This is a genomic window from Allobosea sp. 05T439 (assembly GCF_056396005.1).
In genome coordinates this window covers 53,167-63,161 of sequence record NZ_JBFTKP010000035.1, presented here as the reverse complement: position 1 = coordinate 63,161, position 9,995 = coordinate 53,167, and the positions used below count along the sequence as shown (strand labels likewise).

At 63.3% G+C, this 9,995-nt stretch carries 22 protein-coding genes; all 22 read left to right on the top strand.

Annotated features, from left to right (window positions below; genetic code table 11):
• On the top strand, positions 1-273 hold a 273-nt coding region (locus tag AC1DIO_RS27920), incomplete at its 5' end, for an EF-Tu C-terminal domain-related protein (RefSeq protein WP_473965330.1).
• A gap of 69 nt (positions 274-342) precedes the next feature.
• Positions 343-651 (top strand): 30S ribosomal protein S10, encoded by a 309-nt coding sequence (gene rpsJ / locus AC1DIO_RS27915; protein ID WP_043237115.1) that lies wholly within the window; start codon positions 343-345, stop codon positions 649-651.
• Positions 652-718: 67 nt separating this feature from the next.
• A complete protein-coding gene (gene rplC / locus AC1DIO_RS27910) occupies positions 719-1,444 on the top strand; it encodes a 50S ribosomal protein L3 (RefSeq protein ID WP_113517770.1) in 726 nt (241 codons plus the stop codon).
• Positions 1,444-2,064 (top strand): 50S ribosomal protein L4, encoded by a 621-nt coding sequence (gene rplD, locus AC1DIO_RS27905; RefSeq protein ID WP_069880165.1) that lies wholly within the window; start codon positions 1,444-1,446, stop codon positions 2,062-2,064. Before rplC ends, rplD begins: the two co-directional genes overlap by 1 nt.
• Positions 2,061-2,372: a 50S ribosomal protein L23 gene (locus AC1DIO_RS27900; RefSeq protein ID WP_043237110.1), complete on the top strand. Its 312-nt coding sequence runs from the start codon at positions 2,061-2,063 to the stop codon at positions 2,370-2,372. The genes rplD and AC1DIO_RS27900 overlap by 4 nt, the downstream gene beginning before the upstream one ends.
• Positions 2,373-2,387: 15 nt before the next feature.
• Positions 2,388-3,230: a 50S ribosomal protein L2 gene (gene rplB, locus AC1DIO_RS27895; protein WP_476854401.1), complete on the top strand. Its 843-nt coding sequence runs from the start codon at positions 2,388-2,390 to the stop codon at positions 3,228-3,230.
• Between the two features lie 8 nt (positions 3,231-3,238).
• Complete coding sequence (rpsS, locus tag AC1DIO_RS27890) at positions 3,239-3,517, top strand: 30S ribosomal protein S19 (protein ID WP_043237107.1); 279 nt, start codon at positions 3,239-3,241, stop codon at positions 3,515-3,517.
• Between the two features lie 3 nt (positions 3,518-3,520).
• A complete protein-coding gene (rplV, locus tag AC1DIO_RS27885; RefSeq protein WP_043237105.1) occupies positions 3,521-3,904 on the top strand; it encodes a 50S ribosomal protein L22 in 384 nt (127 codons plus the stop codon).
• 10 nt (positions 3,905-3,914) lie between these two features.
• On the top strand, positions 3,915-4,625 hold the full coding sequence (gene rpsC / locus AC1DIO_RS27880) for a 30S ribosomal protein S3 (protein ID WP_043237104.1): 711 nt from the start codon (positions 3,915-3,917) through the stop codon (positions 4,623-4,625).
• Positions 4,626-4,643: 18 nt separating this feature from the next.
• On the top strand, positions 4,644-5,057 hold the full coding sequence (gene rplP, locus AC1DIO_RS27875) for a 50S ribosomal protein L16 (RefSeq protein WP_043237103.1): 414 nt from the start codon (positions 4,644-4,646) through the stop codon (positions 5,055-5,057).
• 10 nt (positions 5,058-5,067) lie between these two features.
• Positions 5,068-5,280, top strand: a complete 213-nt coding sequence (rpmC, locus tag AC1DIO_RS27870) for a 50S ribosomal protein L29 (RefSeq protein ID WP_043237102.1) — start codon at positions 5,068-5,070, stop codon at positions 5,278-5,280.
• 11 nt (positions 5,281-5,291) lie between these two features.
• Positions 5,292-5,534 carry a 30S ribosomal protein S17 gene (rpsQ, locus tag AC1DIO_RS27865; protein ID WP_043237101.1) on the top strand — a complete coding sequence of 81 codons (243 nt, stop codon included), beginning with the start codon at positions 5,292-5,294 and terminating at the stop codon, positions 5,532-5,534.
• A 109-nt stretch (positions 5,535-5,643) separates the two neighbouring features.
• Positions 5,644-6,012: a 50S ribosomal protein L14 gene (rplN, locus tag AC1DIO_RS27860; protein WP_043237099.1), complete on the top strand. Its 369-nt coding sequence runs from the start codon at positions 5,644-5,646 to the stop codon at positions 6,010-6,012.
• Positions 6,012-6,329 carry a 50S ribosomal protein L24 gene (rplX, locus tag AC1DIO_RS27855; RefSeq protein WP_043237098.1) on the top strand — a complete coding sequence of 106 codons (318 nt, stop codon included), beginning with the start codon at positions 6,012-6,014 and terminating at the stop codon, positions 6,327-6,329. The genes rplN and rplX overlap by 1 nt, the downstream gene beginning before the upstream one ends.
• Positions 6,322-6,888 carry a 50S ribosomal protein L5 gene (rplE, locus tag AC1DIO_RS27850; RefSeq protein WP_043237096.1) on the top strand — a complete coding sequence of 189 codons (567 nt, stop codon included), beginning with the start codon at positions 6,322-6,324 and terminating at the stop codon, positions 6,886-6,888. Before rplX ends, rplE begins: the two co-directional genes overlap by 8 nt.
• Before the next feature lie 36 nt (positions 6,889-6,924).
• Positions 6,925-7,230, top strand: a complete 306-nt coding sequence (rpsN, locus tag AC1DIO_RS27845) for a 30S ribosomal protein S14 (protein ID WP_043237095.1) — start codon at positions 6,925-6,927, stop codon at positions 7,228-7,230.
• A gap of 12 nt (positions 7,231-7,242) precedes the next feature.
• On the top strand, positions 7,243-7,641 hold the full coding sequence (rpsH, locus tag AC1DIO_RS27840) for a 30S ribosomal protein S8 (protein WP_043237093.1): 399 nt from the start codon (positions 7,243-7,245) through the stop codon (positions 7,639-7,641).
• Between the two features lie 30 nt (positions 7,642-7,671).
• Positions 7,672-8,205, top strand: a complete 534-nt coding sequence (gene rplF / locus AC1DIO_RS27835) for a 50S ribosomal protein L6 (RefSeq protein ID WP_043237092.1) — start codon at positions 7,672-7,674, stop codon at positions 8,203-8,205.
• An 11-nt stretch (positions 8,206-8,216) separates the two neighbouring features.
• Positions 8,217-8,579: a 50S ribosomal protein L18 gene (rplR, locus tag AC1DIO_RS27830; RefSeq protein ID WP_441493285.1), complete on the top strand. Its 363-nt coding sequence runs from the start codon at positions 8,217-8,219 to the stop codon at positions 8,577-8,579.
• Between the two features lie 68 nt (positions 8,580-8,647).
• The gene (gene rpsE / locus AC1DIO_RS27825; RefSeq protein WP_113517766.1) at positions 8,648-9,211 is read left to right on the top strand and encodes a 30S ribosomal protein S5; all 564 of its coding nucleotides are present in this window, start codon (positions 8,648-8,650) and stop codon (positions 9,209-9,211) included.
• A 10-nt stretch (positions 9,212-9,221) separates the two neighbouring features.
• On the top strand, positions 9,222-9,416 hold the full coding sequence (gene rpmD, locus AC1DIO_RS27820) for a 50S ribosomal protein L30 (protein ID WP_069882649.1): 195 nt from the start codon (positions 9,222-9,224) through the stop codon (positions 9,414-9,416).
• A 13-nt stretch (positions 9,417-9,429) separates the two neighbouring features.
• On the top strand, positions 9,430-9,909 hold the full coding sequence (gene rplO / locus AC1DIO_RS27815) for a 50S ribosomal protein L15 (protein ID WP_069880172.1): 480 nt from the start codon (positions 9,430-9,432) through the stop codon (positions 9,907-9,909).
• The last annotated feature ends 86 nt before the right edge of the window (positions 9,910-9,995 follow it).

Below are 9,995 nucleotides of genomic sequence, written 5' to 3'. Positions count from 1 at the left end.
TTCAAGGCCGAGGCCTACATCCTGACGAAGGAAGAGGGCGGCCGCCATACGCCGTTCTTCACCAACTACCGCCCGCAGTTCTACTTCCGCACGACGGACGTGACCGGCGTGGTGCACCTGCCTGAGGGCACCGAGATGGTGATGCCTGGTGACAACATCACCATGGAAGTGCACCTGATCGTGCCGATCGCGATGGAGGAGAAGCTGCGCTTCGCCATCCGCGAAGGCGGCAGGACCGTCGGCGCCGGCGTCGTCGCCAGCATCATCGCGTAACGCGTTTTCGTGAGGGCGAAGGCCCTTCCAAGGGCCTTTGCCTTTTCACGTCACGGAGAGAACAAGACCATGAACGGTCAGAACATCCGGATCCGCCTCAAGGCGTTCGACCACCGCATCCTCGACGCCTCCACGCGCGAGATCGTGTCGACGGCGAAGCGGACAGGCGCCCAGGTTCGCGGGCCCATCCCGCTGCCGACGCTTATCGAGAAGTTCACGGTCAACCGCTCGCCCCACATCGACAAGAAGTCGCGCGAGCAGTTCGAAATGCGGACCCACAAGCGGGTCCTGGACATCGTCGATCCGACCCCCCAGACGGTCGACGCCCTCATGAAGCTCGATCTCGCCGCCGGCGTCGACGTCGAAATCAAGCTCTGATCCATCGTCGGGTCCTCTGTTTCCGGATACCCCGGATGGACATGACCCCAAGAGAAGGTATGCACCGATGCGTTCCGGTGTGATTGCACAGAAAGTCGGGATGACCCGCATCTTCACGGATGCCGGTGAACACATCCCAGTCACCGTGCTGAAGCTCGACAGCTGTCAGGTTGTCGCGCATCGCACGATCGAGAAGAACGGCTATGTCGCCGTTCAGCTCGGGTCGGGCTTGGCCAAGGTCAAGAACGTCTCGAAGGCTGAGCGCGGTCATTTTGCCGTGGCCAAGGTCGAGCCCAAGCGCCAGGTCGTGGAGTTCCGCGTCAGCAACGATGCGTTGATCCCCGTCGGCGCCGAGCTGACTGCCGATCACTTCGTCGTCGGCCAGTTCGTCGATGTCAGCGGCACCACCACCGGTAAGGGTTTTGCCGGCGGTATGAAGCGCTGGAACTTCGGCGGTCTGCGGGCCACGCACGGTGTCTCGGTCTCGCATCGTTCGATCGGTTCGACCGGTGGTCGTCAGGACCCCGGCAAGACCTTCAAGAACAAGAAGATGCCGGGCCATCTCGGTGCCGAGCGCGTGACCACGCAGAACCTGCGCGTCGTCCAGACGGACGCCGAGCGCGGCCTGATCCTGGTCGAGGGCGCCGTTCCCGGCGTTGCCGGCGGCTGGATCCACGTCCGCGACGCCGTCAAGCGCGCCCTGCCGAAGGATGCGCCGCTTCCTGGCAAGTTCAAGGTTGCTGGCGAAACCACGCAGGCTCCTGCGGCTGAAGCAGTTGAGGAGAACGCGTGATGAAGCTCGATATCACCACTCTCGAGGGCGGCAATGCCGGCTCGGTCGAGCTTTCGGACTCGATCTTCGGTCTTGAGCCGCGCGCCGATCTTCTCGCCCGCATGGTGCGCTACCAGCTCGCCAAGCGTCGCGCCGGGACCCACAAGTCCAAGGGGCGTTCGGAAGTCGATCGCACCCGCAAGAAGATCTACAAGCAGAAGGGCACCGGTGGCGCTCGTCACGGTGCAGCTTCGGCTCCGCAGTTCCGCGGCGGCGGCAAGGCCTTCGGTCCGATCGTGCGTGATCATGCGCATGATCTGCCGAAGAAGGTCCGTGCCCTGGCTCTGCGCCATGCGCTCTCGGCCAAGGCCAAGGACGCCGGCCTGATCATCATCGACGACGTCACGCTCGCCGAGCCGAAGACCAAGGTCCTGCTCGGTCACTTCGGCAAGCTGGATCTGTCCAGCGCGCTGGTGATCGGCGGCGCCGAGATCGATGTGAACTTCGGCCTGGCCGCGCGTTCGATCCCGAACGTCGACGTCCTGCCGGTTCAGGGCATCAACGTCTACGACATCCTGCGTCGCGATAAGCTTGTGCTGACGCGCTCGGCTGTCGATGCGCTGGAGGCGCGCTTCAAATGAGCCAGTCTGCAAAGAACCTGGATCCGCGCCACTACGATGTCATTCGTGGCCCGGTGATCACCGAAAAGGCGACCATGCTCTCCGAGCATAACAAAGTCGTCTTCAAGGTCGCGAAGACCGCGACCAAGCCGCAGATCAAGGCGGCTATCGAGAAGTTGTTCGATGTCAAGGTGAAGAGCGTCAATACGCTCGTCACCGAAGGCAAGGTCAAGGTCTTCCGGGGCCGGCTCGGACAGCGTTCGGACGTCAAGAAGGCCGTAGTGACCCTCGAAGAAGGTCACTCGATCGACGTGACCACGGGCCTCTGAGGAAGGATCGTCATCATGGCTTTGAAAAGTTTCAAGCCGATCACGCCGAGCCTTCGCCAGCTCGTGATCGTCGACCGCAGCGAGCTCTACAAGGGCAAGCCGGTCAAGGCTCTCACCGAGGGTAAGTCCTCGAAGGGTGGGCGCAACAATCTCGGCCGCATCACGGTTCGTTTCCGTGGCGGTGGACATAAGCAGAGCTACCGGATCGTCGACTTCAAGCGTCKCGGCAAGCCGGGCGTGGCGGCGACCGTGGAGCGGATCGAGTATGATCCGAACCGCACCGCCTTCATCGCGCTGCTCAAGTACGCTGATGGCGAGCAGGCCTACATCCTGGCGCCGCAGCGCCTGGCGGTCGGCGACAGCGTGATCTCCGGCGACCAGGTCGACATCAAGCCCGGCAATGCTTCGCCGATGGGCGCGATGCCGATCGGCACCATCGTCCACAATGTCGAGCTCAAGATCGGCAAGGGTGGGGCGCTGGCGCGGTCTGCAGGCAACTACGCCCAGATCGTCGGTCGCGACCAGGGCTATGTCATCGTCCGCCTGAACTCGGGCGAACAGCGCCTGATCAGCGGCCTGTGCTATGCTACGGTGGGCGCGGTTTCGAACCCCGACCACATGAACACCAACATGGGCAAGGCCGGTCGCTCGCGCTGGCTCGGCCGTCGTCCGCATAACCGCGGCGTCTCGATGAACCCGGTCGACCACCCGCATGGTGGTGGTGAGGGTCGTACCTCGGGCGGTCGTCACCCGGTCACGCCGTGGGGACTGCCGACCAAGGGCAAGAAGACCCGCTCGAATAAGCGGACCGATACGTTCATCGTGTCGAGCCGTCACGCCCGCAAGAAGAAGAACTGAGGTCCGTCATGGCGCGTTCGATTTGGAAAGGTCCGTTTGTCGACGGATACCTTCTGAAAAAGGCCGAGGTCGCCCGTTCGGCGAGCCGGGCCGAGGTGATCAAGATCTGGAGCCGCCGCTCCACGATCCTTCCGCAGTTCGTCGGTCTGACGTTCGGCGTCTACAACGGTCACAAGCATGTGCCGGTGAACGTGTCCGAGGAAATGGTGGGCCACAAGTTCGGCGAGTTCTCGCCGACGCGCACCTTCCACGGCCACGCTGCCGACAAGAAGGCGAAGAGGAAGTAAGCCATGGGTAAGCCATCCGCCCCCCGTGCGCTGCCGGAGAACGAAGCCGTTGCGGTTGCCCGCAACCTTCGCGTCAGCCCGCAGAAGCTGAACCTCGTCGCTCAGCTCATCCGTGGCAAGAAGGTCTCGACCGCGCTCGCCGATCTCGAGTTCTCGCGTAAGCGGATCTCGCTCGACGTTCGCAAGTGTCTGCAGAGCGCCATCGCCAACGCCGAGAACAATCATGATCTCGACGTCGACGATCTCGTCGTTGCGCAGGCTTTCGTCGGCAAGGCCCTGGTCATGAAGCGCTTCCATGCCCGCGCCCGCGGCCGTGGAGCCCGGATCATGAAGCCCTTCGCGAACATCACGATCGTGGTGCGCGAAGTCCAGGCGGCCAAGGCCTGAGGAGAGAACGATGGGTCAGAAAATCAATCCGATCGGCCTTCGCCTCGGCATCAACCGCACCTGGGACTCGCGCTGGTTCGCGCAGAAGGGTGAGTACGGTCAGCTGCTGCACGAAGACATGAAGATCCGCGCCGCGCTGATGAAGCTGCTGAAGCAGGCGGCGGTCTCCAAGATCATCATCGAGCGCCCGCACAAGAAGTGCCGCGTCACCATCCACTCGGCTCGTCCGGGCGTGGTGATCGGCAAGAAGGGCGCCGATATCGAGAAGCTGCGCAAGGAAGTCTCGAAGCTGACCAAGGCCGATGTGACGATCAACATCGTCGAGGTCCGCAAGCCCGAGATCGACGCCACCCTGGTGGCCGACTCCATCGCTCAGCAGCTCGAGCGTCGCGTCGCGTTCCGTCGCGCCATGAAGCGGGCCGTTCAGTCGGCCATGCGTCTGGGCGCCGAGGGCATCCGCATCAACTGCTCGGGTCGTCTCGGCGGCGCGGAAATCGCGCGCCTGGAATGGTACCGCGAAGGCCGCGTGCCGCTGCACACGCTGCGCGCCGATGTGGATTACGGTGTCGGCACCGCCTTCACCACCTACGGCACGTGCGGCATCAAGGTCTGGATCTTCAAGGGCGAGATCCTCGAACACGACCCGATGGCCCAGGACAAGCGTCTCTCTGACGAAGGTGGTCGCTCCGGCGGTCGCGATCGTCGCGAGCAGGCTGCGTAAGGCTGATCGAGAAGAGCCATGTTGCAACCAAAGCGAACCAAGTTCCGCAAGCAGTTCAAGGGACGCATCTCAGGCGTTGCCAAGGGCGGCACGGACCTCAATTTCGGCCAGTTCGGCCTGAAGGCCCTGATGCCTGAGCGCGTCACGGCCCGTCAGATCGAAGCTGCCCGTCGTGCGATCACTCGCGCCATGAAGCGTGCTGGCCGCGTCTGGATCCGGATCTTCCCGGACGTGCCAGTTTCGAAGAAGCCGACCGAAGTCCGCATGGGCAAGGGCAAGGGCGCCCCTGAATTCTGGGCAGCCAAGGTCAAGCCTGGGCGAATCATGTTCGAGATCGACGGGGTGGAAGAGGAGACGGCGCGCGAGGCGCTTCGTCTCGGCGCCGCCAAGCTGCCGATCAAGACCCGCTTCATCCAGCGCATCGCCGAGTAAGGAGGGCGACATGAAAGCTACGCAACGCCTGTCCGATCTCAAGGTGATGAGTGTCGACCAGCTCCAGGACGAACTCCTGAAGCTGAAGAAGGAGCAGTTTAACCTGCGTTTCCAACGCGCTACCGGCCAGCTCGAGAATACCGCTCGGGTGACTGAGGTGCGCAAGGATATCGCTCGCATCAAGACGCTGCAGCGGTCGAAGACCGTTGCGGCGAGCGCCTGAGGAGTAGGACAATGCCGAAGCGCGTGCTGCAGGGCGTCGTCGTTAGCGACAAGCAGAACAAAACTGTTGTGGTGAAGGTCGAGCGGCGTTATACGCACCCGCTCCTCAAGAAGACTGTTCGCCGGACCAAGAACTATCACGCCCACGATGAGGCGCAGACGTTCAAGGTTGGGGATTCGGTCTGGATTGAGGAATCCAAGCCCATTTCCAAGCTGAAAAGCTGGGTTGTGCTCGACAACGCTCCTAAGGCGTAAGTCACTTTATTGAGGCCAGGGGGCGATCGACCCCCGTCAGTCGTAGTCCGGGTCGGCGCTGACGCCGCGCCCGGAAACCGCGCTGATACAGTTTGGAAGGATCAAGGCCATGATCCAGGTGCAGACGAATCTCGAGGTCGCGGATAACTCCGGCGCCCGTCGTGTGATGTGCATCAAGGTTCTCGGCGGGTCGAAGCGGAAATACGCCGGTGTCGGTGATATTATCGTCGTTTCGATCAAGGAAGCCATTCCCCGCGGCCGCGTGAAGAAGGGCGACGTCATGAAGGCGGTMGTCGTTCGGACCGCTAAGGACGTGAAGCGCGCCGATGGTTCGGTGATCCGTTTCGACCGCAATGCGGCCGTGCTGATCAACAACCAGAAGGAGCCGGTGGGCACCCGTATCTTCGGACCGGTTCCGCGCGAACTTCGCGCCAAGAACCACATGAAGATCATCTCGCTTGCGCCAGAGGTGCTGTAATGGCTGCGAAGATCAAGAAGGGCGACAAGGTCGTCGTGTTGGCCGGCCGTGACAAGGGCAAGGCCGGCGAAGTGCTCCAGGTGCTGCCGAAGGATGCCCGCGCCGTGGTGCGTGGCGTCAACCTCGTGAAGAAGCACACCAAGGCCTCGGCACAGTCCGAGGGTGGCATCATCAGCAAGGAGGCCACGATCGATCTGTCGAACCTGGCCGTCGCCGATCCCAAGGACGGCAAGCCGACCCGCGTCGGTTTCAAGGTGCTCGATGACGGCCGCAAGGTGCGTTTCGCCAAGCGTTCGGGAGATCTGATCGATGGCTGAGAATCAGCAGGCGGCTCTCACGCCGCGCATGAAGAAGCATTACGAGGACGTCGTTCGTCCGGCGATGATCGCCGAGTTCGGCTACAAGAACGTGATGGAAGTCCCGACGATCGAGAAGGTCGTCATCAACATGGGCGTGGGCGAAGCGACTGCCGACCGTAAAAAGGTCGACAGTGCAGCTGGCGACCTCGCCATGATCGCCGGTCAGAGGCCGGTCATCACCAAGTCCCGCCTCGCCATCGCCGGCTTCAAGCTGCGCGAGAACATGGCGGTTGGCTGCAAGGTCACGCTGCGCAAGACCAAGATGTTCGAGTTCGTCGACCGGCTCGTCACCATCGCCTTGCCGCGCGTGCGCGACTTCCGTGGTCTCAACCCGAAGTCGTTCGACGGGCGCGGCAATTTCGCGCTCGGCATCAAGGAGCACATCGTGTTCCCTGAGATCAACTACGACAAGGTCGACCAGGTCTGGGGCATGGACGTGATCGTCTGCACGACTGCGAAGTCGGACGACGAAGCGCGCGCTCTGCTCAAGCACTTCAACTTCCCGTTCCGGCAGTGAGCCTTACCGCTCATACGCGGAAACCAGGAGAGATCGATGGCTAAGAAAAGCTCCGTCGAGAAGAACGAACACCGCAGGCAGCTCGTGAAGAAGTACGCGGGCAAGCGGGCGCGTCTTCTCGCGATCGCGAATGACGAGAGCCAGTCCATGGACGAGCGCTTCCTTGCTCGCCTCAAGCTGGCTGAACTGCCGCGCAACTCGGCTGCAAACCGGGTGCGCAACCGCTGCGAAGTGACCGGCCGTCCGCGCGCCGTGTATCGCAAGCTGAAGATGTCGCGCGTTGCTCTGCGCGAGCTCGGCAACAAGGGGCTGGTTCCCGGCCTCGTCAAGTCGAGCTGGTGAGGAGGACGCATCATGGCGATCATTGATCCGCTTGGCGATATGCTGACCCGCATCCGCAATGCGCAGATGCGGCGCAAGTCGCGCGTGACCACCCCGGGCTCGAAGCTTCGTGCCCGCGTGCTCGACGTGCTTCAGGCCGAGGGTTACATCCGCGGCTATTCCACGACCGAGTTCGGCAATGGCCGGACCGAGTTCGACATCGAGCTGAAGTACCATGAGGGGCAGCCGGTCATCCGTGCCATCTCTCGGGTCTCGAAGCCCGGCCGCCGCGTCTACTCTTCGGTGGACACGATGCCGCGCGTGGCCGACGGCCTCGGCGTGACCATCGTCTCCACGCCGAAGGGCGTGATGCCCGATCATCTTGCCCGCGAGCAGAACGTGGGCGGCGAAGTGCTTTGCAAGGTCTTCTGACCTTCTGCGCCGCTCATCAGGAGAAATCCAATGTCTCGTATCGGTAAAAAGCCTGTTCCGGTTCCCGCTGGCGTAACCGCCAACGTGTCCGGCCAGCTCGTGAGCATCAAGGGCTCGAAGGGGGAACTCTCCTTCTCCGTGCCCGATGATGTCTCGGTTGCGCTCGAGAACGGCGCCATCGCCGTTCAGCCGCGCTCGCAGAGCAAGCGTGCGCGCTCGCTCTGGGGCACGTCCCGGGCTCGCGTCGCCAATCTGGTGACGGGCGTCACCAACGGCTTCGAGAAGAAGCTTGAGATCAACGGCGTCGGCTACAAGGCCGCCGTCACCGGCAAGGTGCTCAAGCTGTCGCTCGGCTACAGCCACGACATCGACTATGCGATCCCGGCCGGGGTCGCGATCGTCACGCCGAAGCCGACTGAAATCGTCATCACCGGCATCGACAAGCAGGTGGTCGGCCAGACCGCCGCTGAGATCCGCGACTATCGCGGTCCCGAGCCCTACAAGGGCAAGGGCGTCAAGTACGCCGGCGAATTCATCTTCCGCAAGGAAGGGAAGAAGAAGTAAGGACGCGAGCCATGAGCAAGCAGACAGAAAACACTGCGCGCCGCCGGGCCCGTGTCCGTCGCGCCATCAAGGCGGTCGCCAATGGCCGCGCTCGCCTGTCGGTGCATCGCACCGGCAAGCAGATCTATGCCCAGGTCATCGACGACGCGAAGGGCATCACCCTCGCGTCGGCCTCGAGCCTGGACAAGGACATCCGCGGCGACATCAAGTCGGGCGCGAATGTCGAGGCTGCGGCCACGATCGGCAAGTTGGTTGCCGAGCGTGCGGTCAAGGCCGGCGTGAAGGACGTGGTCTTCGATCGCGGCTCCTACATGTATCATGGTCGCGTCAAGGCGCTTGCCGATGCGGCCCGCGAGGCCGGACTGAACTTCTGACATCCCATCCGGGATGCTCGAGCGAGCGGCGCTGCATCAGGCAGCGTCCGCGCAAGTAAGAGGATGACATGGCGAGAGAACCTCGTGACCGTCAGGATCGCGAAGAGCGCGATTCGGAATTCGTGGATCGTCTGGTCCACATCAATCGCGTCGCCAAGGTGGTGAAGGGCGGCCGTCGTTTCGGCTTTGCTGCCCTCGTCGTCGTCGGTGACCAGAAGGGCCGCGTCGGCTTCGGCCATGGCAAGGCTCGCGAAGTGCCGGAAGCCATCCGCAAGGCGACTGAAGCCGCCAAGCGCGGGCTGGTCCGCATTCCGCTGCGCGAAGGCCGCACGCTCCATCACGACGTCCAGGGCCGCCACGGCGCCGGTCGCGTCGTGCTGCGTGCAGCTCCGGCCGGTACCGGCATCATCGCCGGTGGTCCGATGCGCGCCGTCTTCGAGGCGGTTGGCATGCAGGATGTCGTGTCGAAGTCGCTCGGTTCGTCGAACCCCTACAACCTCGTGCGCGCCACCTTCTCGGCGCTCAAGAACGAGGACAGCCCGCGTGGCGTCGCCGCGCGCCGCAGCCTGAAGGTTTCGGCCCTGCAGTCGCGTCGTCGCGATGCCGGCACCGACGCCGCGGCCGAAGCGTGAGGGCTGCACCATGGCAAAAGCTGAAAAGACCGTGGTCGTCGAGCAGATCGGTAGCCCGATCCGCCGTGAGGCCTCGCAGCGCCAGACCCTGATCGGTCTCGGCCTGAACAAGATCCGCCGCCAATCGACCCTGCAGGACACCGCTTCCGTCCGTGGCATGATCGAGAAGGTCAAGCACCTCGTCCGCGTCGTCGACGCGAAGTGAGGGGGATTGTCCGATGAAACTCACAGACATTCGTGACAACGAAGGCGCCCACAAGTCCCGCATCCGTGTCGGCCGTGGTATCGGCTCCGGCAAGGGCAAGACTGGTGGACGCGGCGTCAAGGGTCAGAAGGCCCGTGCCGGCGTGGCGGTCAAGGGCTTCGAAGGCGGTCAGATGCCGCTTTATCGTCGCCTGCCGAAGCGCGGCTTCCACAACCTCTTCGCCAAGGAACTGAACGAGGTCAATCTCGGTCGGATCCAGCAGGCGGTCGAGGCCGGCAAGCTCGACGGCAAGGGCGTCGTCACCATCGAGGCGCTGGTTGCGGCTGGCGTGATCTCGAAGGCGGCCCCCGACGGCGTCAAGATCCTCGGCGTCGGCGAACTGAAGACGAAGCTTGCCTTCGAAGTGGCAGGCGCGTCGAAGTCGGCGGTCGAGGCCATCGAAAAGGCTGGCGGCTCGGTCAAGATCCTGGCGGCTGCTGCTTCACAGGCGTGACAGCGACGCTTACATGAGCGATTGCGAACGGCGGCCAGGCCAGAAGCCTAGGCCGCCGTTCGACTGTTTGACGTTTATTMCGATCA

Coding starts and splice junctions, on each gene's coding strand:
- rpsJ (WP_043237115.1), top strand. CDS start 343: ATGAACGGTCAGAACATCCGGATCCGCCTCAAGGCGTTCGACCACCGC.
- rplC (WP_113517770.1), top strand. CDS start 719: ATGCGTTCCGGTGTGATTGCACAGAAAGTCGGGATGACCCGCATCTTC.
- rplD (WP_069880165.1), top strand. CDS start 1,444: ATGAAGCTCGATATCACCACTCTCGAGGGCGGCAATGCCGGCTCGGTC.
- AC1DIO_RS27900 (WP_043237110.1), top strand. CDS start 2,061: ATGAGCCAGTCTGCAAAGAACCTGGATCCGCGCCACTACGATGTCATT.
- rpsS (WP_043237107.1), top strand. CDS start 3,239: ATGGCGCGTTCGATTTGGAAAGGTCCGTTTGTCGACGGATACCTTCTG.
- rplV (WP_043237105.1), top strand. CDS start 3,521: ATGGGTAAGCCATCCGCCCCCCGTGCGCTGCCGGAGAACGAAGCCGTT.
- rpsC (WP_043237104.1), top strand. CDS start 3,915: ATGGGTCAGAAAATCAATCCGATCGGCCTTCGCCTCGGCATCAACCGC.
- rplP (WP_043237103.1), top strand. CDS start 4,644: ATGTTGCAACCAAAGCGAACCAAGTTCCGCAAGCAGTTCAAGGGACGC.
- rpmC (WP_043237102.1), top strand. CDS start 5,068: ATGAAAGCTACGCAACGCCTGTCCGATCTCAAGGTGATGAGTGTCGAC.
- rpsQ (WP_043237101.1), top strand. CDS start 5,292: ATGCCGAAGCGCGTGCTGCAGGGCGTCGTCGTTAGCGACAAGCAGAAC.
- rplX (WP_043237098.1), top strand. CDS start 6,012: ATGGCTGCGAAGATCAAGAAGGGCGACAAGGTCGTCGTGTTGGCCGGC.
- rplE (WP_043237096.1), top strand. CDS start 6,322: ATGGCTGAGAATCAGCAGGCGGCTCTCACGCCGCGCATGAAGAAGCAT.
- rpsN (WP_043237095.1), top strand. CDS start 6,925: ATGGCTAAGAAAAGCTCCGTCGAGAAGAACGAACACCGCAGGCAGCTC.
- rpsH (WP_043237093.1), top strand. CDS start 7,243: ATGGCGATCATTGATCCGCTTGGCGATATGCTGACCCGCATCCGCAAT.
- rplF (WP_043237092.1), top strand. CDS start 7,672: ATGTCTCGTATCGGTAAAAAGCCTGTTCCGGTTCCCGCTGGCGTAACC.
- rplR (WP_441493285.1), top strand. CDS start 8,217: ATGAGCAAGCAGACAGAAAACACTGCGCGCCGCCGGGCCCGTGTCCGT.
- rpsE (WP_113517766.1), top strand. CDS start 8,648: ATGGCGAGAGAACCTCGTGACCGTCAGGATCGCGAAGAGCGCGATTCG.
- rpmD (WP_069882649.1), top strand. CDS start 9,222: ATGGCAAAAGCTGAAAAGACCGTGGTCGTCGAGCAGATCGGTAGCCCG.
- rplO (WP_069880172.1), top strand. CDS start 9,430: ATGAAACTCACAGACATTCGTGACAACGAAGGCGCCCACAAGTCCCGC.